This window comes from Stutzerimonas stutzeri SDM-LAC, assembly GCF_000235745.1.
GTDB lineage: Bacteria > Pseudomonadota > Gammaproteobacteria > Pseudomonadales > Pseudomonadaceae > Stutzerimonas > Stutzerimonas stutzeri_H.
Genome location: NZ_AGSX01000062.1, coordinates 1 through 24,134 on the forward strand (window position 1 = coordinate 1; position 24,134 = coordinate 24,134).

At 59.4% G+C, this 24,134-nt stretch carries 17 protein-coding genes, 1 other RNA gene and 1 pseudogene; 11 read left to right on the forward strand and 8 right to left on the reverse strand.

Features of this window, described 5'->3' with window-relative positions; all coding sequences use genetic code 11:
• Positions 1-235: 235 nt before the first annotated feature.
• Positions 236-565, reverse strand: a complete 330-nt coding sequence (locus PSTU_RS0107085) for an RnfH family protein (RefSeq protein ID WP_019340342.1) — start codon at positions 563-565, stop codon at positions 236-238.
• Positions 558-992, reverse strand: coding sequence for a type II toxin-antitoxin system RatA family toxin (locus PSTU_RS0107090; protein ID WP_019340343.1), 435 nt, complete (start codon positions 990-992; stop codon positions 558-560). Before PSTU_RS0107090 ends, PSTU_RS0107085 begins: the two co-directional genes overlap by 8 nt.
• Positions 993-1,219: 227 nt before the next feature.
• On the opposite strand from PSTU_RS0107090, the gene smpB reads away from it, so the two are divergent.
• Complete coding sequence (gene smpB / locus PSTU_RS0107095) at positions 1,220-1,702, forward strand: SsrA-binding protein SmpB (RefSeq protein WP_019340344.1); 483 nt, start codon at positions 1,220-1,222, stop codon at positions 1,700-1,702.
• A gap of 81 nt (positions 1,703-1,783) precedes the next feature.
• Here the strand turns inward: smpB and PSTU_RS0107100 are convergent, their stop codons facing one another.
• Entirely contained in the window at positions 1,784-2,563 is a 780-nt protein-coding gene (locus PSTU_RS0107100; RefSeq protein ID WP_019340345.1) for a GntR family transcriptional regulator, read from the reverse strand.
• A gap of 281 nt (positions 2,564-2,844) precedes the next feature.
• On the opposite strand from PSTU_RS0107100, the gene PSTU_RS0107105 reads away from it, so the two are divergent.
• The 10 genes and pseudogenes from PSTU_RS0107105 (at position 2,845) to PSTU_RS20560 (ending at position 14,251) form a co-directional block, all read left to right on the forward strand.
• The gene (locus PSTU_RS0107105) at positions 2,845-4,539 is read left to right on the forward strand and encodes an L-lactate permease (protein ID WP_019340346.1); all 1,695 of its coding nucleotides are present in this window, start codon (positions 2,845-2,847) and stop codon (positions 4,537-4,539) included.
• A 173-nt stretch (positions 4,540-4,712) separates the two neighbouring features.
• Positions 4,713-5,888 (forward strand): FMN-dependent L-lactate dehydrogenase LldD, encoded by a 1,176-nt coding sequence (lldD, locus tag PSTU_RS0107110; RefSeq protein WP_019340347.1) that lies wholly within the window; start codon positions 4,713-4,715, stop codon positions 5,886-5,888.
• Positions 5,889-5,950: 62 nt separating this feature from the next.
• Positions 5,951-8,788, forward strand: coding sequence for an FAD-binding and (Fe-S)-binding domain-containing protein (locus tag PSTU_RS0107115; protein WP_019340348.1), 2,838 nt, complete (start codon positions 5,951-5,953; stop codon positions 8,786-8,788).
• Positions 8,789-8,948: 160 nt separating this feature from the next.
• A complete protein-coding gene (locus PSTU_RS0107120; RefSeq protein ID WP_019340349.1) occupies positions 8,949-9,257 on the forward strand; it encodes a hypothetical protein in 309 nt (102 codons plus the stop codon).
• A gap of 157 nt (positions 9,258-9,414) precedes the next feature.
• Positions 9,415-9,793, forward strand: a transfer-messenger RNA (tmRNA) gene (ssrA, locus tag PSTU_RS21250).
• A 164-nt stretch (positions 9,794-9,957) separates the two neighbouring features.
• On the forward strand, positions 9,958-11,196 hold the full coding sequence (locus PSTU_RS0107125; RefSeq protein ID WP_019340350.1) for a tyrosine-type recombinase/integrase: 1,239 nt from the start codon (positions 9,958-9,960) through the stop codon (positions 11,194-11,196).
• Positions 11,197-11,425: 229 nt separating this feature from the next.
• Positions 11,426-11,680 (forward strand): annotated as a pseudogene (locus PSTU_RS21985) (helix-turn-helix transcriptional regulator); the annotation flags it as partial.
• Positions 11,681-11,824: 144 nt separating this feature from the next.
• Positions 11,825-12,562, forward strand: a complete 738-nt coding sequence (locus PSTU_RS0107135; RefSeq protein ID WP_019340352.1) for a phage regulatory protein/antirepressor Ant — start codon at positions 11,825-11,827, stop codon at positions 12,560-12,562.
• Positions 12,559-13,479, forward strand: coding sequence for a hypothetical protein (locus PSTU_RS21990; protein ID WP_019340353.1), 921 nt, complete (start codon positions 12,559-12,561; stop codon positions 13,477-13,479). Before PSTU_RS0107135 ends, PSTU_RS21990 begins: the two co-directional genes overlap by 4 nt.
• Positions 13,460-14,251, forward strand: a complete 792-nt coding sequence (locus PSTU_RS20560) for a hypothetical protein (protein ID WP_019340354.1) — start codon at positions 13,460-13,462, stop codon at positions 14,249-14,251. Before PSTU_RS21990 ends, PSTU_RS20560 begins: the two co-directional genes overlap by 20 nt.
• Before the next feature lie 348 nt (positions 14,252-14,599).
• Here PSTU_RS20560 and PSTU_RS0107150 read toward each other — a convergent pair whose 3' ends face one another.
• The 5 genes from PSTU_RS0107150 to PSTU_RS0107170 are packed head-to-tail and all read right to left on the reverse strand — an operon-like array spanning position 14,600 to position 24,134.
• The gene (locus PSTU_RS0107150; RefSeq protein ID WP_019340355.1) at positions 14,600-17,638 is read right to left on the reverse strand and encodes a DEAD/DEAH box helicase; all 3,039 of its coding nucleotides are present in this window, start codon (positions 17,636-17,638) and stop codon (positions 14,600-14,602) included.
• A complete protein-coding gene (locus PSTU_RS0107155) occupies positions 17,638-19,848 on the reverse strand; it encodes an EH signature domain-containing protein (protein ID WP_019340356.1) in 2,211 nt (736 codons plus the stop codon). Before PSTU_RS0107155 ends, PSTU_RS0107150 begins: the two co-directional genes overlap by 1 nt.
• A 44-nt stretch (positions 19,849-19,892) precedes the next feature.
• A complete protein-coding gene (locus PSTU_RS0107160) occupies positions 19,893-20,657 on the reverse strand; it encodes a flagellar motor protein MotB (protein ID WP_019340357.1) in 765 nt (254 codons plus the stop codon).
• Complete coding sequence (gene zorA / locus PSTU_RS0107165) at positions 20,657-23,002, reverse strand: anti-phage ZorAB system protein ZorA (RefSeq protein ID WP_019340358.1); 2,346 nt, start codon at positions 23,000-23,002, stop codon at positions 20,657-20,659. Before zorA ends, PSTU_RS0107160 begins: the two co-directional genes overlap by 1 nt.
• 46 nt (positions 23,003-23,048) lie before the next feature.
• A complete protein-coding gene (locus PSTU_RS0107170; RefSeq protein ID WP_019340359.1) occupies positions 23,049-24,134 on the reverse strand; it encodes a nuclease in 1,086 nt (361 codons plus the stop codon).

The following is a 24,134-nucleotide window of genomic DNA, read 5'->3' on the forward strand; positions in this document are numbered from 1 at the left end:
TCGCTTAACACCTTGCTCCATCGAGTTCTCCAACGGCTCGGGGGAAAGGTGTAAACCTTATTCAGGACGGGACACCGCTAATTTAAAAGTCAGCGAGTAATCACGCTGCGTTCGCTTAACACCTTGCTCCATCGAGTTCTCCAACGGCTCGGGGGAAAGGTGTAAACCTTATTCAGGACGGGACAGTAATACCAAAAAAGCCCGGCATGCCGGGTTTTTTACATCACACCTCTGGCTAGATGGCCGATTCACCTGTTTCGCCAGCCTTGCTTAGTGCAGCCTTCGCCGCGCGCTGCTTGCGAACCTCTTTCGGATCAGCGATCAGAGGTCGATAGATTTCTACTCGCTCGCCCTCAACCAGCGTGCGCTCTTCCGGCTTGGGTACCGCCTTGCCGAAGATGCCCAACGGTGACGTAGCAAGATCCAGCCCAGGAAAATAGCTATCCATTGCCGAACGCAGCGCTGCCTCACGGACGCTGGTGCCCTGGGGCACAGCTAAGCGCAGCAATTTCTGCTTGTCAGCCAACGCATAGACGACCTCAACCGCGATCATTGGCCTATCCATACAGCTGCTTCGCCCTGTCACAGAATGCGTCAACCAGCGTGTTGGCGGCCTGATTGAATAATGGCCCCAAGGTGGCACGGACTAACGGGCCGGCATAATCGAAGGTCAGATCGAGGCTGATCTTGCAGGCTTTTTCGCCCAGCGCCTTGAATTCCCAGATGCCGTGCAGGTGACTGAACGGCCCCTCTTCCAGCGACATCTCGATCCGTTTGCCGGCCTGCAGCTCATTGCGCGTAAGAAAGCGCTGGCTCATGCCAGCCTTTGCTACCGTCATGCTGGCATGCATCTGACTTTCACTGCTGGACAGCACCTCGGTTGCCGAACACCAGGGCAAAAACTGTGGATAGCTGGCTACATCATTCACCATGTCGAACAGCGCATGGGCCGGATAGGGCAGCAGCGCCGAACGTTGAATATGCGTCGTCATTCAGTCCCTTCTACTTCGTCAGCCGACAATCAGCAGCTGGAGCCGGAGCCGACAGCCGCTCACCGAGAGCAAGCGTAAAAACTCAGACCTGCCGCACAGCAGGCTCTTGAGCACGAAAAACGTAAAGTTGCCATTGTCGGGGATAACCGCACCCCTCTCAAGTTTCGCACCGTCGCACCACGCAGGTTATCGCCAGCCGCAACGGGACTCCCTATAATGCGCAGCCTATGGCCAAACAGAAGAAACAGTCCCCCGGGACCATCGCGCTAAACAAGAAAGCGCTACACGACTACTTCATCGAACAGAAATTCGAGGCGGGCCTCGTCCTGGCCGGCTGGGAAGTAAAAAGCCTTCGAGCGGGCAAAGCCCAGCTGGTAGACAGCTACGTCCTGCTCAAGGACGGTGAAGCCTGGCTGATGGGCTGCCACATTACGCCCCTGACCACTGCCAGCACCCATGTGATTGCCGATCCGACCCGCACCCGTAAGCTGCTGCTCAACAAGCGCGAGCTGGGCAAACTGTTCGGCGCCGTGCAGCAGAAGGGGTACGCCTGCGTTGCCCTGTCGATCTACTGGAAAAAGCACCTGATCAAGTGCGATATCGCGCTGGGCAAAGGCAAGAAGGAGTTCGACAAGCGCCACACCGAGAAAGAGCGCGACTCCGACCGTGAGATCCAGCGCGCCATGCGCACCAAGGGGAAAGAAGACTGACCCAAGTTCGTGTCGAGCGGAGCCCGGCCGCTCGACCCTCTCGGCCCTTTCGATCCACCCCGCACCGCCATTGCAGCCCTGCTAGTTCTTCTCCAGCCGTCCCTGACGCCTTTGCGCACGCGCCAACCGCTGCGCTTCTTGCTGCCCTTCCGCTAAAACTTCCTGGACATAGCTGATGTGCTGGTGAATAACGTCGCGCGCGTCATTCGCCCGCCGCGCAATGATCGCGTCATAGAGTTCCTGATGCTGGCTCATCAGCATGTCGCGGGTCTCACTGCGCAGCGCGTACATACCGCCAATATTGGTCACCACGTTGCGTTTGAGCAGATCGAACAGACCGCGAATTGTGTGCAGCAGCACAGCATTGTGACTGGCCTCGGCAATCGCCAGGTGAAAGCGTGCATCAGCAGCGCCCTCCTCAGCGCGAGTGACCGCCCCTTCCCGCGCATAGCAATCCTGCAGCCCTGTAAAGGCCTCCCCCAGGCGCTGCTGGTCAACCTCAGTCGCTCGCAACGCGGCGTAATAGGCGCAGCTGCCCTCTAGCGTATGGCGAAACTCCAGCAAGTCGCGCTGCGCATCAGTGTTGTTCTCAAGCAGATGCAGCAGTGGATCACTGAAGGTCGACCCCAGCGACTCGGCGACGAAATTACCGCCACCATGACGACTGACCAGCAAGCCCTTGGCCGCCAGCTTCTGGATCGCTTCGCGCAGAGACGGACGCGAGACACCGAACTGTTCTGCCAGCACACGCTCGGCAGGCAGTCGCTCACCCGCCTTGAGCGTCCCTTCAAGGATCATCGTTTCGAGTTGCTCGACGATGTTATCCGCCAGCCTCCGCTGGCGCACCACTCCCACTTCCATGATGCCTCTCGATTGGTTTGACCACTGTTATGGAAAGCCAGCGTAGCCAGCCGTTCGCTGCATCGCAACAACCGCCGTTGCGACCAAAGTCTATAGCTTGCTAATTGACGCAGCGGCAAGAGAACTCTTACGCTGGCCAAACTTCGCTGTAAATTGGTAATACCAATTTACAGCAAGAAGTACCCAACAAGAAGAGGACTACGTAATGCGGTCTCCGTTTATCTGCTCATCACCGGTCCGCTCGGGCCCCCACTTGCTCAATTCGACCATGGGAGCCTGACATGTCTATAGGACTGCTCGCCCTGTTTGCCTTTGCCCCGATCCTGTTGGCTGCCGTCCTGCTGATCGGACTGCGCTGGCCTGCCAGCCGCGCCATGCCGGTCGTGTTTCTGTTCACCGCCGCCATTGGCTTGTTCATCTGGGACATGAGCTTTACCCGGATCATCGCCTCGACCCTGCAAGGCCTGGTCATCACGCTGGGACTGCTGTGGATCATCTTCGGCGCGATCCTGTTGCTGAACACACTCAAGCATTCTGGCGGCATCACCGCCATTCGCGCCGGCTTCACCACCATCAGTCCGGACCGCCGGATTCAGGCGATCATCATTGCCTGGCTGTTTGGCTGCTTTATCGAGGGCGCCTCCGGATTCGGCACCCCTGCAGCCATCGCAGCACCATTGCTGGTTGCCGTCGGGTTCCCGGCCATGGCAGCAGTCCTGATGGGTATGCTCGTACAGAGCACGCCGGTTTCCTTCGGCGCGGTCGGCACGCCAATCATCGTCGGCGTTAATAGCGGACTGGATACTGCCACCCTTGGTGCGCAGCTGGTCGCGCAAGGCTCCAGCTGGCCGATCTTCCTGCAGCAGATCACCAGCAGCGTCGCCATTACCCACGCCATTGTCGGCACCGTCATGCCACTGATCATGGCCATGATGCTGACGCGCTTCTTCGGCAAGGAAAAGAGCTGGAAAGCGGGATTCGAGGTGCTGCCTTTCGCACTCTTCGCTGGCCTGGCCTTCACCCTGCCCTATGTTGCCACCGGCGTATTCCTTGGCCCCGAGTTCCCGTCGCTGCTGGGCGGCCTGGTCGGCCTGGCTATCGTCACCACCGCCGCTCGCTTCAAATTCCTGGTGCCGAAAACCAGCTGGGATTTCGCCCCCGCCAAAGACTGGCCAGCCGAGTGGATCGGCACCATCGAGATGAAGCTCGACGACCTGGCGGCACGCCCGATGAGCGCTTTCCGCGCCTGGCTGCCCTACGTACTGGTCGGTGCGATTCTGGTGATCAGCCGGGTCTTCCCACAGGTCACCACCGCGTTAAAGTCCGTGTCGATCGCTTTCGCCAACATTCTCGGCGAGACCGGCATCAGTGCCAGCATCGAACCGCTGTATCTACCTGGCGGGATTCTGGTTGCCGTAGCGTTGATTACCTTCTTCATTCACGGTATGCGCGTGGCGGAGCTCAAGGCTGCTGTAAAAGAGTCGAGCAGCGTTCTGCTCAGCGCCGGTTTCGTCCTGCTGTTCACCGTGCCGATGGTACGCATCCTGATCAACTCCGGTGTCAACGCCGGCGATCTGCCGAGCATGCCGATCGCCATGGCGCGCTTCGTCGCTGACAGCGTAGGCGGGATCTACCCGCTGCTGGCGCCTTCGGTTGGTGCACTGGGCGCGTTCATCGCTGGATCGAACACCGTCAGCAACATGATGTTCAGCCAGTTCCAGTTCGGCGTTGCACAATCGCTGGGCGTTTCCGGTGCGATGATCGTTGCTATCCAGGCGGTGGGTGCCGCCGCCGGCAACATGGTGGCGATCCACAACGTCGTTGCTGCCTCGGCCACCGTCGGACTGCTGGGCCGCGAGGGGATCACACTGCGCAAGACCGTTTGGCCTACGCTGTATTACGTGCTCTTCACCGGTGTGATCGGCATGATCGCAATCTACGTAATGGGTGTGACGGACCCGCTGGTCGGCGTTTGATGCAACATGTGGCCATTGCCCCGGGAACACCCCGGGGCAATGGCGTTTGTAGTGATGCCCTGACCGCGCAATTCACTCGAGCGGCTGATCAGGGCAGCTTTAGATCGGAACACAGCCTTCGTCAATGACGGGCACTCCAAGACTTACCTCGTTTCAATCGGTGAGAACATACGATGATCATTTCTGCTTCCACGGATTACCGCGCTGCCGCAAAACGCAAACTGCCGCCGTTCCTGTTTCACTACGTCGATGGTGGCGCCTACGCCGAGCACACGCTACGTCGCAATGTCGAGGATCTGGCCAGCATCGCCCTGCGCCAGCGCGTGCTGCGTAACATGTCGGAACTCAGCCTGGAGACCCAGCTGTTCGGCGAAACCTTGTCGATGCCGGTAGCCTTGGCCCCGGTCGGCCTGACCGGCATGCTCGCCCGCCGCGGAGAAGTGCAGGCCGCTCGCGCGGCAGACAAGAAAGGGATTCCCTTCACCCTTTCCACCGTGTCGGTCTGCCCGATCGAGGAAGTCGCACCGGCGATCAAGCGGCCGATGTGGTTCCAGCTTTACGTGCTGAAGGACCGCGGCTTTATGAAAAACGCACTGGAGCGCGCCAAGGCCGCCGGCGTTACCACCCTGGTCTTCACCGTCGACATGCCCACCCCCGGGGCCCGCTACCGCGACGCGCATTCAGGCATGAGTGGCCCCAACGCCAGCGTGCGGCGCATTTTGCAGGCCATGGCGCACCCGCTCTGGGCCTGGGATGTCGGGCTGCACGGCAAGCCGCACGACCTCGGCAACATCACCACCTACCGTGGACACACCACCGGGCTGGAAGACTACATCGGCTGGCTCGCAGCCAACTTCGATCCGTCGATTTCCTGGAAGGACCTGGAGTGGATCCGCGAATTCTGGGACGGCCCGATGGTGATCAAGGGCATCCTGGATGCCGAAGACGCCCGTGACGCGGTAACTTTCGGCGCCGACGGCATCATCGTCTCCAACCACGGCGGGCGTCAGCTGGACGGCGTAATGTCCAGTGCCCGCGCGATGCCGGCGATTGCCGACGCGGTGAAGGGTGACCTGAAAATTCTGGCTGACTCAGGCATCCGCAACGGCCTGGACGTCGTCCGCATGATCGCTCTGGGCGCAGATACCGTGCTGCTCGGCCGCGCCTTCGCTTACGCCCTGGCCGTCGATGGCGAAGCGGGCGTTACCAACCTGCTCGACCTGATCGAGAAAGAGATGCGTGTTGCGATGGTCCTGACCGGCACCAAGACCATCAGCGAAATCAGCGCCGACTCGCTGGTGCGCGAGGTCGGCCACTATCAGACGGCCACAACGTCTGCTGACGTCTGATTGATTCCATCGAGAAGGCCGTGCGGCACGCCGACGCGGCCGCTGTTCTACCGGAGCCCGAAATGAACGCGCCTGCCGCCCTACCGACCGACTTTGTTGCTGCTGTTGAAAAGCTGATTCCGGCTGAGCGGCGCTTCGACGACCCCGTTTCGACACTGGCCTTCGGCACGGACGCCAGCTTCTACCGGCTGATTCCGAAGCTCGTGGTAAGGGTCGAGTCCGAAGAGGAAGTGGTGGGCCTGCTCAAACTGGCCCATGGCCAACGGGTGCCAGTGACTTTCCGCGCGGCGGGCACCAGTCTCTCCGGCCAGGCGATCTCAGACTCGGTATTGATCGTCCTGGGCGACAACTGGAACGGCCGCGAGATTCTCAACGGTGGTGAACAGATCCGCCTGCAGCCAGGCGTCATCGGCGCCAACGCCAACGCGGTGCTGGCGCCGCTGCAGCGCAAGATCGGCCCTGACCCGGCCTCGATCAACGCGGCCAAGATCGGCGGTATCCTCGCGAACAATTCCAGTGGCATGTGCTGCGGAACGGCGCAGAACAGCTACAAGACCCTCGCCGGGCTGCGCCTGGTCCTGGCCGACGGCAGCGTTGTCGACAGCGAAAACGCTAGCAGCGTCGAGTACTTTCGCCAAAGCAACGCGGCAATGCTCGATCAGCTCGCCGAGCTCGGCCGCGCCACCCGCGCCAACGCCGAACTGGCCGCAAAGATTCGGCACAAGTATCGTTTGAAGAACACGACGGGCTTCTCGCTCAACGCGCTGGTCGACTACGACGACCCACTCGACATTCTCAACCACCTGATGGTCGGCTCCGAAGGTACGCTGGGCTTCATCAGCGCAGTGACCTACGACACCGTGCCGGACCACCCGCACAAAGCCAGCGCGCTGGTCGTCTTTCCCGACGTGGAAACCTGCTGCCTCGCCGTACCGGTACTCAAGCAACAGCCCGTTTCGGCAGTGGAACTGCTTGACCGCCGAAGCCTGCGCTCGGTGGAAAACAAGGCTGGCATGCCGGAATGGGTCAAGGCGTTGTCGACTGACGCCTGCGCGCTGCTGATCGAATCGCGGGCCGCCAGCCAGTCGCTGCTGCACGAGCAGATCAACCAGATCATGAGTTCGATCACTCATTTCCCAGTGGAAAAGCAGGTCGACTTCAGCGAAGACCCGGCGGTCTACAACCAGCTCTGGAAGATTCGCAAGGATACTTTCCCCGCCGTCGGCGCGGTGCGTAAGACCGGCACCACCGTCATCATCGAGGACGTCACCTTCCCCATCGAGCGCCTGGCCGAAGGGGTCAATCGCCTGATCCAGTTGTTCGACAAGCACGCTTACAGCGAGGCGATCCTGTTTGGCCACGCCCTCGAAGGCAATTTGCATTTCGTCTTCACCCAGGGTTTCGACGACCCACAGCAGGTCGCACGCTACGAAGCCTTCATGCAGGACGTCACCCAACTGGTCGCCGTGGAATTCGGCGGTGCGCTGAAAGCCGAGCACGGAACCGGGCGCAATATGGCGCCCTTCGTCGAGCTGGAATGGGGCCATGAAGCCTACCAGCTGATGTGGCAGATCAAGCGTCTGCTCGACCCCCAAGGCATTCTCAATCCTGACGTGGTGCTCAGCGACGACCCGGACATTCACCTCAAACACCTCAAACCGATGCCCGCAGCTGATGAAATCGTCGACAAATGCATCGAATGCGGCTTCTGTGAACCGGTCTGCCCGTCCAACGGCCTGACCCTGACGCCACGTCAGCGCATCGTCGTTTGGCGCGACATCCAGGCAAAGAAGCGCGCCGGCATCGACACAAGCGAGCTCGAGCGACTCTACGACTATCACGGCGTCGAGACCTGCGCCGCGACCGGATTGTGCGCGCAACGTTGCCCGGTAGACATCAATACCGGCGATCTGGTGCGTAAGCTTCGCGGGCGCAACGCAGACAAAACCCGCACCGCTAACTGGCTAGCCGAACACTTCAGCACAGCGGTCCAAGGCACCCGATTCATGCTGCATGTCGCCAACGGGGCACACCTGATCATGGGGACCCGCCTGCTGAGCAAGACGTCCGCAGCGTTCACCAAAGCCAGCAAAGGCCGCGTACCGCAATGGACACCTGCCACCCCGCAGCCGCTGCAGCGGCTCCATCTGCCCGAGCCTTCGTCCCAGGACCAACGCCCGCGGGTGGTCTACCTCGCCGCCTGCGTTTCCCGCGCCATGGGCCCGGCGGCACGCGACCAGGAGCAGGAACCGCTGCTGGACACCACCCGCGCGCTTCTTGAGAAAGCCGGCTACCAGGTAATCTTTCCCGATGAACTGAACGACCTCTGCTGCGGCCAACCCTTCGCCTCCAAAGGCTACGCGGAGCAGGCCGAGCAGAAGCGCCAGCAAACGCTGGATGCTCTGCTCAAGGCCAGCCGCGGCGGGCTCGACCCGATCTACTGCGACACCAGCCCCTGCACGCTGCGCCTGGTTCAGGACCTGACGGATGATCGATTGCAGGTTTTCGACCCTGTGCGCTTCATCCGTACGCACCTGATCGACAAGTTGGATTTCCAGCCGCAGGACGGGCCAATTGCCGTACATGTCACCTGCAGCACCCAGCACCTCGGCGAGGCTCAGGCCCTGATCGATATCGCCCGCCGCTGCGCCAAGGAAGTGGTCGTGCCAGAAGGCATTCATTGCTGCGGTTTTGCTGGCGACAAGGGCTTCACCACACCAGAGCTCAATGCGCATGCGCTGCGCAGCCTGAAAAACGCCGTGCAGATCTGCGAAGAAGGCATCTCCACCAGCCGCACCTGCGAGATTGGCCTGTCACAACATGGCGGCATCGACTATCACGGGCTGGTCTATCTGGTTAACCGAAACAGTCGAGCCAGAGGGGCCGCATCGCCGCAGTGAGCGGTGCTCGCGAAGACGCCAATGAGCGCCAATGAAACGCTTCAGCGCAGCCGCAGTCGGAAGTTAGGAGCCCGGTTTCAACCCAGGCTCACCCGCCTCGGCGCCGCCGCGCAATTGAAACAGGCAGGCCCGCCGGGAAGTTAACTCCCTGGAGGACTCCATGAAAAAACTTGCCCTACTTGCCGCTGCAGCCTTGATCGCCAGCCCCGCCGTGTTTGCCGACGATAAAAGCCTGTGTGAACTGAACATGCAGGAAATCGAAGATGACATGGCCACCAACCAAGCCACGCTCGGAGAGCCGGCTCGTAGCGAGGTCGAGGAGTTGATCAAGCAAGCCCGCCAAGCCAAACAAGCTGGCGACACCGAAAACTGCATCGTTCATACCACCCAGGCGTTGCGCAAACTCGAGGGCCCTGGCAGCTCCGGCAGCACAGGCACCAGCGGCACTGGCTCGGGCACCGGTAACTGATACGCCCGCGAGGCAGGGCCGCCAGCAGTTGGCCTTGCCGATTCGCGGTTCACCCTTGAATTTCGACCAGCTGCCCTAATTAACGGAATCAAGCGTTCGACGCAGCCAAACCTTATGGCGTACACTGCGCAACACATGAGGCAGCAACACGCTTCATGGGGCCGATTAGGATTCGACGCCGGTAACAAAACTCTAGGTGCATGCCGAGTTGGTAACAGAACTCGTAAATCCACTGTTGCAAACTTATAGTTGCCAACGACGACAACTACGAAGGGTACGCGCTAGCCGCCTAACCTTCATCTGGTCGCTTCGGCGCCAGCGGTCACTAGGGGATGCCTGTAAACCCGAAATGACTGTCAGATAGAACAGGATCGCCGCCAAGTTCGCTGCAGACGTAACGGCTAAAACTCATGCAGCTCGCTCCAAGCACCCTGCCAATCGGGCGGCGCGGAGTTAACTCAATAGATTTGGCTACGCATGTAGTACCGACAGTGGAGAGCTGGCGGACGGGGGTTCAAATCCCCCCGGCTCCACCAAATACTCATCTAGACCTGTCTCAAACAGTCTACGATCCCCTTGAAAAGCCCGCCCTGTGCGGGCTTTCTTGTTTCCGGCTGTCTCCCCTTGTTTACGCCTATACCTTCACGCCGTGTATCCTCTCGTGTATCTTGGGTAAATATTGAATCTGAGGGATACAGAGATGAAGCGCAAGGACATCAAGAAGCGTCCTATGGCGGATACGGTGCTGGCTAGCTTAGAACCGGAGGAGAAAGAGTATCGAGAGAACGATGGAAACGGGCTCTACCTTCGCGTTCGACCAGACGGCTCGAAGTCTTGGCAGTTCCGCTACAAGAAGCCGGACGGCAAATGGTCCTGGATTGGACTGGGTGCCTATGGCAAAGGCAGCCATCAACTGACCGGAGAACAAGCGCGGAAGGAAGCCGCGAAGCTGCGCGACGACGCAGCCGAGGGCAGCAACCCACTCGCAACGAAACGAGCACGAAAAGCCGCAGAGGTGGAGGCTGCGAACAACACATTCGAGCATCTCGCTCGGGAGTGGTACGCCACCAAGCGCAAGGGATGGAGTGAGGGAACGGCTGTCCGGACCATTGGCGCACTTGAGCTGCACGTATTTCCCACGTTCGGTAAGCGTCCCTATACAGCTATCTTACCGATGGAGTGGATGGAGCTGCTCCGTGGCATGGAGCAAAAAGGAATCGTTGAGCAGACCAGCAGAGTCCGTGGCATGTGTCGGGAAATCTACGATCTGGCTCGAGTAACGGGGCGAGCGCAATACAACCCGCTCGAGGGACTACATAAGTTTCTTCAGACCCGTCCTGCTGAAAACTATGCGCACGTGCCTGTCGCTGAACTTCCGGCGCTGCTTCGAGCAATGCGCGCTTACGGCACTATAGATGTACGAATTGGTTTGCAGCTGTTGAGCATGCTTGCCTGCCGTCCGTCCGAGCTACGCGAAGCTCGTTGGGACGAATTTGACCTCGATGCAGGGCTTTGGCTAATCCCGGCGGCAAGAATGAAGCGCCGTCGCGAGCACTTGGTTCCGCTGCCAACTCAAGCGGTTCAGCTCCTACGCGACCTACATTTCCTGACCGGAGCATACCCGCTGCTGTTCCCAGGTCGCGGCAACACCACTAAGGCACGCAGCAACACCGTATTCTTGATGGCACTTCGCCGTCTCGGCTATGAAGGGCGCCAGACCGGCCATGGCTTCCGCCATCTCGCCAGTACCATCCTCAACGAAAACGGCTTCGACTCGCAGCATGTGGAAGCCCAGCTATCCCATGTCAAGGAAGGGGTGCGGGGCGTCTATGACAAGAGCACTTACCTAGAGCAGCGCAAGGTCATGATGCAGTGGTATGCCGATCACCTGGACATTCTGGCAGGTGGCAATGTGGTGGAGCTCAAACGTCAGGCGTAAAAGGCATCGGTGATACGTGCCCGGGTGCTGGAATTTCTTGCGGTAACTGGGGGAACTGAGGCGCGGCGTGTAAATACGGGGGGTCCAGCGGTTCTCGCAAGCAAAAAGGCTATTGAAATAGAAAGGAGCTGTCAGGTTAGAGAGGCATAAAAAATCTTGCTTCTACTTGTTTACACACACGGAGAGTCACATAGCGTTGGGGACCACATCAGCCAATGTGGTTCTCTAAATGTTTATTCAGCCTACTCAACTCATCCCGGATGCTGCGAGCATTCAGCCTTTCGACCCCTCTCTGATCATCATCCGGATCCCCGAGGTCGAGAAGATCACTAGCCTCAAGCGACCGACCATCTACAAGCGCCTCAAGGACGACCCGACCTTTCCAAAGCCTGTCCCGCTGAGTGACAGCACTGCCCGCGGAGCTCCAGTTGGCTTCGTTTTGGCTGAAGTCCAACAGTGGGTACGTTCTCGCATCGCAACTCGCACGAACGTTAAATGCCTTCCGCTTCAAGGTGGCTCGCCGCTGCATGGACGTGATGAGCTGGCGGCGCGTGAGATCCTGGCGGCACAGGGAGTAGCGTCTAGCGCGGATGGCGTGACTCAGTTTGAAAAAAGCGAGGTGGTCTAAATGAAAACGACCACCCGTCCCGAAGGTCTGAGCAGCTGGGCACACAGCCAGAAGTCCATCTCCTGCGTAAGAAAAGTGACTATATCTAGCCGCGAGGTTGCGGAGCTGGTTGGGTCACGTCATGACAATGTGCGCGTTGCCATTGAGCGACTGGCCGAGCGCGGCGTGATCGCTTTACCTGCAATGCAGGAAAAGCCCACCGCAGGCCGCCCGGCTATCGAATACGTCTTCGGCGGTGAACGCGGCAAACGCGACAGCATTATTGTTGTCGCCCAGCTCTCGCCGGAGTTCACTGCGGCACTGGTGGACCGCTGGCAGTCGCTTGAGGTCCAGCAGACTCCGCGTATTCCGGAGACTTTCGCCGAAGCCTTGCGCCTCGCTGCCGACCAAGCCGAGCAGATCCAGAAGCAGCAAGCATTCCTTGCCATCGCAATGCCCAAGGCCGATTTTGTCGACCGCTACGTCGGGGGAACCGGCCTGAAGGGCTTCCGGCAGGTGGCCAAGCTGCTGCACGCAAAGGAGAACGACTTCCGCGTCTTCCTGCAGGACAAGCGCATCATGTACCGCCTGGGCGACGAATGGATGCCGTTCGCCGAGCACATTGACGCCGGCCGCTTCTCGGTGAAGACCGGTCAGGCAGAAAACGGTCATGTCTTCAACGCCACCAAGTTCACCCCGAAGGGCGTGCAGTGGATCGCCGGTCTGTGGGCTGTGCATCAGCCGGAGGTGGCAGTGTGAGCCTGCATGACCTACTTGACCGTCCGATTGCCTTTCAGCGCGCCTTCGTATCCCTCGGTGCCGGCATCACTGGCGCTCTGATGCTGAGCCAGGCGATCTACTGGTCGAAACGCACCGACAACGCTGACGGCTGGTTTTACAAGACCATGGAGGAATGGGCGTCCGAAACCGGAATGACCCGCTCCGAGCAGGAGAGCGCGCGCAAGAAGCTGGTGGGTGCCGGCGTGCTTGAGGAGAAAAAGAAGGGCGTCCCGTGCCGCCTGTTCTACCGGGTAAACATGGATGCGATCCGCACAAGCTTGATTGCAGAAAACCCGCATTCCAGTCTGCAGGATTCCTGCAAACAAGGCTGCAGAAAAGCTGCAAGCAAGCCTGCAGGAAAGCCGCTCGCTATTACAGAGACTACAGCAGAGATTACTGCAGAGACTACGACAGACACCTTTCCGGACCACCCCGCTGAAGCGGCCTTGCAGGCCGTCGTGGACGCATCACCTCGCATCGAGATCCCCGCAGACATGCCAGGCCCAAAGGAGCCGAGCTCGAAGACCTTCAAGGCCTGGGCCAACTACGCCTTCGCCTACCGCAAGCGCTACAGCGTCTGGCCGAAGTGGAACGCCAAGGCCGCCGGGCAGATCAGTCAACTGGTTGACCGCCTAGGCGCCGACGAGGCGCACCACGTCGCGGCGTTCTACGTAACCGTCAACGACGCGCGCCTGGTCAATGACTGCCACAACCTGAACAACCTCCTCGCTAAGTGCGAGGCCTTCCACACCCAGTGGGCCACCGGCCGCCAGATGAACGCGACCACCGCCCGCCAGATCGAGGCCACTCAGGCGAACATCAACGCAGCACAACAGGCGGCCGAGCGCATCCTTGCCCGCGGCCTGGGAGGCGACAATGCCAATCCTTTCCTGTGAGCAGCAGGCCCAGTTGGCCGCCGCTATCTGCGCCACTGCCGAGACGCTCGGCCAGACCCTGAGCGCGAGCGCCGCCGAGCTGATGGCTTCCGACCTGGCCAACTACCCGACTGAGCTGATCGCCGGTGCGCTGCAGGCCTGCCGCCGCGACCTGACCGGAAAGCTGACCCTGGCCGCCATCATTGAGCGCTTGCACGCCCGCGACGGCCGTCCGGACCCGGACGAGGCGTGGGCCATCGCCCTATGCGCCTACGACGAGAGTGACAGCGTAGTGATGACCGAGGAGCTCCACATCGCCCTATCCGCCGCCCGCCCAGTGCTGGAACGCGGCGACAAAATCGGCGCCCGGATGGCGTTCAAGGCCGCCTACGTGCGAGTAATGGACGCAGCCCGTCGCGAGGCCAAGCCGGTCAAGTGGACGCTGAGCCTCGGTACAGACCCCCAGCGCCGCGTAGCCGCCGCCGAGGAGGCGGGACGCCTTGGCCGCCTGCCGGCACCGCAGGTTGCCGAGCACCTGGCTCAGCTGACCCATGCGCCGGTCACCGCCGAGGGCAGCGCAATCGCCTGCCTAATCACCGGAAAGGTGGTTCCGTTTGCCAGCGCTAAGGTGCGCGAGCACTGCTCGGCCATTAAGGCGCAGATCAAGCGCAACGCCGAGGCAGCCAAGGCAAAGCAGGAAGCCGAGCGCGCCTCCAAGGGCGAGGATCTGGAGCGGAGAAAGACAGAGGCCGCCATGAAGCTGGCCAAACTGGAAGCGGGGAAAGCCCCGTAAGCACCTACACTCGCACCAACGCGTCAAGCGGCGATAACTGGGGGTTACACAACCCTTACATCTCTGAGCGAGAGCGTCAATTTCGCCACGCTCGCGCAGCTAGCCACAAAGATATGTCTACCAACAAACACATCTGTGTGGCACATCTACGCGTGAAGTTTCCAAGAAGGATCTACCACCGAGCTGAAGCCCGGTGGTAGCAGCAGTTCCCAGGATTGTTGGTTAACAATCATCGGTTAACAGCCTGGTTAACACCGAAAAGCTGCCACGCAGCGGGCCGAGCGTCCTGACGGCCAGCGATCTAAGTCATAGATTATCTGCGCGTCGGTCACGTCGATTATAAGGTGGCTAAAGCCCCATCGAATAAATCATCTCGCTCTCACTAACCGCTTCTGGTGTCACCACAGCATCCTTGAGCATCAACTTGCCGCGCAGCAGCCGATCCAGATGCACATCGAAAGAATCGAATTGCGGATGCGTTACGGCGGGCAGATGAATAAACACCTCCTTCTGCTGCCCGATGCGATACACACGGTCAGAGGCCTGCGCCTCTTTTGCCGGGTTCCAGTGCCGTTCCAGGTGAACAACGTGGTTAGCTCCGACAACGGTCAAACCTACACCCGCTGCGACCGGAGACATGATCAAGAGGTTGAATCCTGACTTCGCTTCGAATGCTGAAATGAGCTTCTTACGGGTCATTTCTTCCGCTTTGGTAGCTACCGCTTTTGTATCTCCGTTGATAACGGCAATGTCCAGGCCGTAGATCTGATCAAGCCACAGTTTCAAAACCCTTTGCAGGCGCTTGGTCATCATGAACAGGATGACCTTTTCGCCCTTATCCCGAATCTCGTCCAGCAATTTGAGCATCACGGCTAGCTTGCCGGACTCGGACATCAACTGCCGCGCATGGTGGCCATCCCGACTGTAGAGCGATGGTTCATCATCCAAACGAGGGTGCAACGATACGGAGCGCAACTGCGTAAGCGCCGCTAGAGCCGAACCACGCATGTCATCTGCGCTGGCGCGCCGAGCACGGTATCCATCTAGCACATCGTCATACACCTGCAGTTGAATCCCGCGCATTGAGACACCTAACTCAGGCGCGTAACGCTGAATGCCTCGATCGACCTGCTCTACCCCACTACGGATAGTTTTGCTGGGCAGGCCTTTGAGCTGGTCTTCCTTCACGCGACGCAGCATGAACGGCCCGACCGCCTTGCGCAGTTGCTCACCCAGACGAACACGGACCTCGTCGCGCTCCTCCTCCCCGGCCGAGAGAATCGGCTTGATCCAAGTATCTCGGTAGTTTTCCCAGCTGCCAAACAACCCTGGCTGAGCCGTATCCATCAAACACCAGAAGTCGCCGAGGCTGTTCTCCACGGGCGTGCCTGTGGCCAACAATTTGAAGTCAGCCTTTAACCCCTTTGCCGCACGGGTTTGCAGTGCGTTAGGGTTCTTGATGTTCTGCGCCTCGTCGAAAATGACCATGCCCCAGTCGATCCTGCACAGCGAAAACTGGTAGTCACGCAGCGTCTGGTACGTTGTTAGAACCAAGCGACGGTCCATATCCAGACGTTGGGCACCCGCCTCCGGGCCAATGCTCAACGCATAACGAATGCTCTGGGCATCCATCATGCCGTCATCATCGGCCAGGGCAGCCAGTTGAACAGACTCTCTCTCGGCGCCCTTGACGCGGTAGCGGTTCAGGTCTCGTCCAGCTTGCAGCACCACGAGATCGCGGAACGGAATGCTTAGAAAGGTCTTTCCAACTTCGTCTTCCCAGTTTTCCAACAGGCTAAGTGGTGCGACTACCAGGACTGGTTTCTGCGGCTTTTCGCTTCGGCGCTGGGCTGCCAGGTATTCACCGATTGCGACCAGCGACATGTATGTTTTGCCCAGCCCCATATCGTCGGCGAGCAGGCTGCCCTGTAGGCGATAGAGGTCATCATGATCGTCAGATAACGCGGCGTTCATCAGCCTGAGCATCCACTCAATACCTTCGACCTGATGCGGGAATGGCTGCCGCGCATAAGCGGACCAGTCTGGTGCTTCCAGTAAGCGAGCGTTGCTGGCTTTTGCCAGTAGTGTCGAGTTGATTTCGCCGGCATCCTTAAGAATGACGGCAACCTTCTCCTTGGGCTCGTCAAAGAGGTCTTCAGCTGCGGCCGGCGGCTCCGACAACTCGGGCTTCTCGAGCGTCTCTTTCACCCGTTCCAATTCACGCGCCACAAGCGGCGCGTCTGAAATGTCGATGACCTCACCAGCAAAACTGAGACTCGTCGCACCCTGCTCTATCGCGGACCGCAGCACCTCCTCAAAACGCTCCAACTCCTCTGGCGTCTGAACCAACTTCGGGATGATCTCTGCTGGCGCGGGGCGCTTATCCAAGGCAAACCAGTCATTCTTAGCCGTATCCAACGCGCCAAAGTCCATATGCTGCAGCTTGCCAATGCCAGCTACGCGGACCGAGAAACCGACCTCGAGATTTACCAGTGCAGCATCCAGAAAAGCCGTAGGCGAGGCGATGAACTCGGCGACCTTATCTGGCGGGATTCGTTTGTTGGCCAGCACATTGCGAATGCCGTCCATCTTGGCCTGATCGAGCAACACCACACGATTGTCGATTCGCAGCACACCCCCGTCAGCGCTCATGTCGAGCTGCGACCAGCGCTTCTCCAGCTGATCGGGCGTCGATCCATCCCCCAGGCTCGGGCACAGCATCAGGCTGCCGTCTGGCAGTCGGGTCGCAATAACGCCAACATTTTCCGGAACGACAACATCAAGCCGATCGAAATGACTCAGATCGATGCGCATACCGCTTCGGGCAGCTGTCTGTAGCTCGGCCATCAAACGAAGGTTAGCCGCCTCCCCTCGCTGTGCAGGCTCGAGAGACTCATGCTTTTCCCAAGCCATCAGCCCCATCAGCTCAGCTGGCGTAAGCCAGTAGCGCTCGGTACTCGTCAGACACAAATACGGGCCTTTGCGCGAGAAAGGTGTGAGGCCTTCAGCCACTTCAACGGCAAGCCCAACGCGAAAGCCGCTGTTACCTGTGCGCCCGCTGATGGAAGTCTGAAAGCGCCCCGTGAACCGCCGTGGCAGCCGCAGAATATCGGCCTGCTCACTGTCCATACCGGCAATATCTTCAGCACCGATATGAAAGCCGTTGGCCGTATGCTCTGCTATGCCCTGCTCAGAGAGCATGTTCAGGACAATCAGCTGAATTTTCTGCAGCGCGTTGCCTTTGCCTTCCTGCAACGCTTTGAACGTCTGGACGGGAAGATAAAAATTGACTCCGTTGGAGTCTGCACTCGACGCAAACCCCTCCTGACTACCGACCGCCACATCACGTTCGCCAATCAACGACTTCAAAACATCGAAAAGTCTCATTACTGCTCTCTCCCCTCAGCCTCGAACGCTTCCAGCTCCCGTTGAGCCGCGCCCGTCAGCTGCCATCCGTACTTGTCATCCTGCGTACAGATCCCTTTCAATGGCCCGTATAGAGCCTGATTTACCAGCCTCGCGTCGACCTCCAGAACATTCGCCGCATAACGAACCTTATCGCCTGGATTGGCTGCGAAATAACGCAGTACGGCAAGCGCAAACGGCTCTAGCCTAGCGACCCTCGAGCCAGCGTTTTCGTTTGCGTTCATATTTGCCGCACTCGGCACGCTCTGACTTGCATCCGATGGCTCCGACCTGGCCAGCTCGGCTACTAACTGCTCACCATGGGTCGAAAGCAGCCAATGCCCCTCTCCGTCCTGCTGGACGTACTGAGAGAGGCTGCTCTCCAACATCGTTTTCACGTTCAACGCATTGCCGCCCTGATTGCTTACTGCTTCCAGCAACGCATAGAAACCGCAACGTGAATGAGTCTCGAGATAACGCAGGGCCGCCAGCTGGAGCGAGCTGAAGGGCGGCAGCTTCGTTTGTTGCGGAACCGGGTTGTCCCGCCCCGAGGCAACGGCACTTGATCTCACCGCACCATTTGCAGCCACTGATTCAACATCAGCTGAACGCCGTGGTGGGGTTGGCACATCGGCGTTGCGTGACATCGGCGCCGCAGCTTGTTCAGTTCCTTGTTGAAAAGCCGTCGGCGCTCGCGTTACCGCTTTGGCCCCTTCATTCGCCGGAGCGGGAACCAGCGTGCGCTTGGCATTTACGGCAGGGATTCCGAATTTACTCAGCTGGCGGCGGTAATCTTCCGGACTTAGAAGCTGCTCAATATCAAGGGCGATGCCGTTTTCAGCTAGAAGGGTGAAAACTTTGTTCTGCCAGACGTGTGGGATGTGCACGAACGAGTCGTAGGGCAGCCCTGGATAGAGTTTCTTATAAGTCCCAGGGACCGTGGTGGTCAGGTCGTAGTGGCTGAAGGTATTGCGCTCATAAGTTCTGAGGGCTTCGCCAGGGGCGGCCAGATAGACCCAGATCTTGAAACTATGTGAGCCCTCAACTAGATGGAAGTCACCGCAGTCCAGATAGATCACGGCCTTGTCATTCATCGGCCCATCCATCCGCGCGAAGCTGGTCTTAACGTCCTTACCCAGGATCCGCTTGACCGACTGTTGAGCCTTGCCGCCCAGTAGGAGGCGAGTGTTACGAATCAGCTTCAGCTTGAAGAGCCCTTCGAGGAATCGCTTGCGGGCGGGGAACATCCGCTGCATTTCCGTATTGGCTGTTTCAAGCCCGTATTGCTCAACGGCCTGCAGGAACAACCGCAAGTCCTCTTTGGATAGCCAGCCCCGTACCTTTTGAATCCGCTCTTCACCGAGCGGGCGCCACCACTCTACAAACCTTTCGTTCGTGCTAGAGATACGAGGATCGCCAGCCAAGTTAAGAATGAAGTTCTGCCAGACTTCGCCGGGTTCCTGGCCAGCACGGTCGATCAGAATCTCAAGCGCAACATGGCCGATTCGCCGTGTGCCTTCAAAGGGCGCCTCGGCCACTGTAGGCTTAAGCAACTCATCCAGCACCGGATCGGACTCGCCAAGGGGCAAGTGTCGTAACGTTTCGAGATAAAAGTGCGCCCTGCAGATATCACCATAACGGCCATCATCAAAGCCGTGCAGACCGAGCTCCATGAGTGTCTCGCCAAGCTCACGTCCGCCTTGACGTACTCGTTCAGCGAGATAACGTGGACCATCGAGGCTTAGCAACCAATGCCCCTCACGCTTGAGCGTAACTAACGGATCGGCTCGCGATGTCTGGATCTTCGACGGCGGTATCAGGTCAAGCTGCTGTAACAGGCTTCGCTCCAGAAGCTCGCGCACCCCTTCCTTTTCATCCAGCCAATCGAATCGCCGAAAATACAGCTGTGCCAGCTGCCGCAGCGTCATCGGCGTAAGACGTGGCTGCTGCGCTCTCAGCATGGTGGTTAGCAAGCGTGCATTTAGAAGTTCGATTACTTCGTTTTTGAGCCACAGCGAGGTCAGCGTCCGAGCCGTTATCCGGCGCTTTAACATCTCCGGCAGCGCATCAAAGCGCAGTGTTTGAGCCATACGATGCAGTTCGGCGCACGTGCGCTCATAGACATCATTGTTTCCGACGCTCGCCTCCATAGTGGCTGCCTTTTTTGCCAGTACAGTCCAGCGCTCGAGCATCTGAGCGCTCCAGCTGACAGCAGGAAACTCTACTGGAGGCAGCCTCATGGCTTGGTCTCCCCCAGCCGCTCCTTGACTTGCTCGTACTGCGCACTATCCGGACGACGGATGGTGAAACGGATGTCGATTCGACGATTGCGCTTAAAGTCTTCCTCCGTGACCTGACTGGCCACGGCCGGACGCGTTTCGCCATATCCGCTGACCGAGAACAGCGGTTTTCCGTCCTTGTTGTTCAGGCGCGACAGCTGTTCCTCGCGCGCCAAGGCGTCACCCCAGAACTGCCAGAGCGAGATAGCGCGAAAGGTGGAAAGCCCCCAGTTGCCTTTGCCCATAAATCCCTGCAGCGGGCGATTATCCGTGTGGCCCTCGATAAAGATCGTGTCCAGGAATTCCACCCGGTCATCACGCGAGATCACCTCATTGATGACCTTGCCAATCTCAAGCGCTCGCGCCTGATAGGCGGAATGGATCTCATAGGCACCGGTATCGAAGCCAAGCAGATCGTTGGGAATACTCAGCACCGTGTGATTCTCGCTGACCTCCACCTTGATGCCGCGCCTGCGTAGTGCCTCAACTGCCTCATCGAGGATGGTGCGGCGCACTTGCTCCGCCTTTTTCAGCTCTTCGATTTCCTGTTCGAACTGGACCTGCCGCTCCTCCAGCTTCTGCTGAATGTCCATCAGCTGCAGGATCAGGATCACCGAGGCCAGAATGAAGATCACCAGCAGCGCCGACATAATGTCCGAGAAGGACATCCAGTACGGGTTTTCCTCATCGACGGCCACGTCATGCGACTTGCGAAAGCGCATCAGCGTGCCTCCAGCTCATCCAGAATCCCGCTCACCGCCTGGACGTTGCGATGCATCTGATCGGCATAGGCAAGCGAGACCTCGTTCCACTTGTTCATGCGGTCCTCAGTCTGCATACGCACTTCGGAGGCGTAGCTACGCAGCCACTCTTCAGCCTGCTTTTCAATTGCCTCTACCTGGGCACGCAGCGTCTCACCCAGCGTTGTAAATTCATGCCTTACGCCGGACAGGAATTCCTGCTGAGTTTGTTTCATGTCACCAAAGCCATTGCGTGCTTCACTTGCGGCCTGCTCGAAGCGCTGCGCGCCTTCGAGTAGTGCCGCCTGCAGCTGCGACAGCGAACTTGCCTGGCCCTGCAGTTGTGCAGCCAACGCGGCATTTTGTGTGCTCGCAGCTTCCACGCTCTGGGTTACTGCCTCCAGGCGCTGGCCCAGCGCATCAGCGGCCTGGCGAAGGTTGGCAGAAAGCAGGCCCAACTGATTGGCGCTGCTATCCATGTGCTTGCTGCTGGTCGCGGCCGCTTCAGTAGCCTGTTGCAGGCGCGTCATCAGCTGCTGATGCTGCTCAGCCATTTGCCTGCTCTGCTGCTGGGTAACCTGAACGGCGGACGCGATACCTGCCAGCAACTCCTGCTGCTGCGCAGCCATGTTTTCCAATTGTTCGTTAAAGCGCTGCTGGCGGCTCTGTTCACGCTGCTCCGCCTGCACGCCGTACCCGCTGACCTGCTCATTGAAACTGCCGAGCAGCTTGCTGACCGTTTCCTCGAGATTGCGCTGTTGCGTCGCCGCGGCTTCGGCAATGGCGCCAATCTGCTGTTGGCTGGTCTGGCCCAGATTGCCGATCAGCTGCTGCTGTTGCGCCAGTGCCGCCGCTTGCTGCTCCTCGTGGCGCTGCGCCCTGGCCTGCTCACGCTGCTCGGCGGCCCCCATCTGCGTATCGAGCTGCGTGTTCAGGTTCATCATCAACCGGGAGAACACCTTCTCCAGGTTGTTATGCCGCTCATTGCCCGCATCGGCCATCACTCGCATCTGGTCCTGAGTGGAACTGGAGAACTTCTCCAGAAGCGCCGCCTGATTGGCACTGGACTCACTCAGCAAACGCTCGAACATCGCCTGCCGCTCTTCATCGCGGCGCTGCGCAGAGCCCAACTGCCCCTGCAACTGGCTCGACAGTCCGGCCATCAGCTCGCTGAAACGCTGCTCCAGCTGTTCCTGCCGCTGATCTGCAGAGCCAGCAATGCGTTGCAATTGAGCTTCGAACTGGCTGCTCTGCTGCTGCGCAACCTCCATCTGCCGTCCCTGTTGCTCGCTCAAACTGGTGAACAGCTGGTTCAGGCGCTCACTCATGCCGCTTACAGCCGCGTTCACGTCGGCAGCGGCCTGTTGCATCTGGCTGCCCTGCTCCCGGCCAACCGACGTCATACCGTCCATGAAGCTTCCAACCAGGGTTTCCAGCACCTGGGTAGATTGCTGGCTGGTAGTGCTGACCAACGTCTGAATAGCGGGAGCCATGATGTTGTTCAGTGCATCGGTCAGCGCTGTCTGCATGGCCTCATTCATGCCATTGAGGGTTTCCTGCAGCCGATCGCCAATGCGCTCGTGCAATTCCTGCAGCGCTTCCTTGCTCTCCTTCCCGTATTCCGCGATATGCACCAGCGATTGCTCGGCGGGAATGCGCGGGTAGAGAAAGTCGATATCGTGCTGCAGCCGCTGAATATCATTCAGCGCACTACGCTCGAACATCTTCTCGATGATGTTCAGCAGCAGGCTGAAGGCAACGCCCCACACAGATGTCATGAACGCCACAGCAGCGCCGGAGATCAGCTTGTTGATGCCGCCCTTTAGCGCTTCGATTTCGTCGGACGTGCCCACCAGCCCCTCAAGCCCGACGGTCAAACCAACGAAGGTACCCAACACACCGACCGCCACCAGGAAACTGGGTGCTGCGGCCAGCAGGCGGCTGGCCGTCAGACCACTGGCCAGCGTGCGCGCATTGAAGAAATGCTCGGCATCCAGAGTGTTGAACAGCTTTTGCTGGTCGGACGACTGCACGAGGCTTTCATCGAATTCGCGCCAGAGCATGCCGACATTGGATGCCTTCAGCTCCTGCGCCTTGTGCAGCGTTTCTCTTCGGCTGGCAGCCAGGGTGTCCTTGCTCTGCCCGTCCAGCAGCGAGCGCAGTGCTCGCATGCGCGCTTTGAAATGCCGGAAATGCAGCATCAGGAAGAACAGCGAAAACCCGAAGATCAGTGCGGTGACCAACCAGAACCAGGCACTGATGCCGTTAGGGTTGGCGCTGAACATATGGGCGAAATCGGGGATCAGGTGTTGCAGCAAATCCATCATGACCAAAGCGTCCGTTTAAAGCAGAGGGATCAAAGCAATTCGCGAATCAGGCTTTCACGCCGAAGCGTTCTTTCAATCGGTCCACCGACCATCGCCACTTCGGGGTGGTTGGGCGGCAGATAGTGTTCTGGTTGCCGAACAGGCCGACTTCCTTGATGGCTTCGTTCAGCGGTAGGCTGAACAGCCACTCCACTGAGACGAAGTACTCACAACGCTCCGGGTCATCGGCCAGGTCACGGTGATAATTAGCGCCTTTGAGCAGTTCCAGCGCCGGCACCTCGGTGCCTTGATAGGGAATACGAAACTCGATGGCTGGGGTGGCATGGCCTGTAACCCGCGCAACGCCGACATAGCCGGCGCCGGGGACGTTTACCCAGATGCGGTCGCCAGGGCTGAGTACCTTCAGGCTGTTGCTGTACCAGCTGCCACCACCGCCGCAGATGAAGCCAAACTGCCGTGCCTCGGGCCAGGAGCGGCTGGGGCCGTGGCCGAAGGAGCAGTAGAACTCGCCGTTCCAGGGCTCGCTGGGTGTACCGGGCTTGGCCACAGCTGTGGGTTGCGGCGTCTCGGCTGGGTCGAGTAGCCAAGCGCGGCTGATCAGTTGCTGCTCACCGAGTTGGAACACCTGAAAGCACAGCACATTGATCGCTATATCGCGCTCGCTGAGGTAGCTGACGATGCGCTCGCTGCTGGCATCCAGTTCGGCGGCAACGATGACGATCTGATGGCTCTGATTGAGCGACTCGATATCCAGCGGCGCACCGAAACGCGCATGGAAATCAGCAGCCAGATCGCCCTGCGGCTTGAAGCGCTGATAAATGGCGGCAATCTCGTCCGCCTCAAGATGCTCGACCCAGGCGGCATAATCCAGCGCCTGCGCCACCACTTCGCGCGGAGTGCGGTCGCGTTTGAGTTCGATCAGTATTAGCGACGCATCTGGCGCTAGCGCCAGCAGGTCGATACGGCCGCCGTAGCCGGTGCTTTCCTGCTGGCCGATCAGCAGCCAGTCCTCGGACAGCAGCGCCGGCGCTGCGACGATCATGTTTTCCAGCAGCTGCTCGCTGACCAACCGTGCCGCTTTCAGCGCTACGGGTTGCGTCCCGACAGTCCAGATTTGTGTGCGAATAGGCAT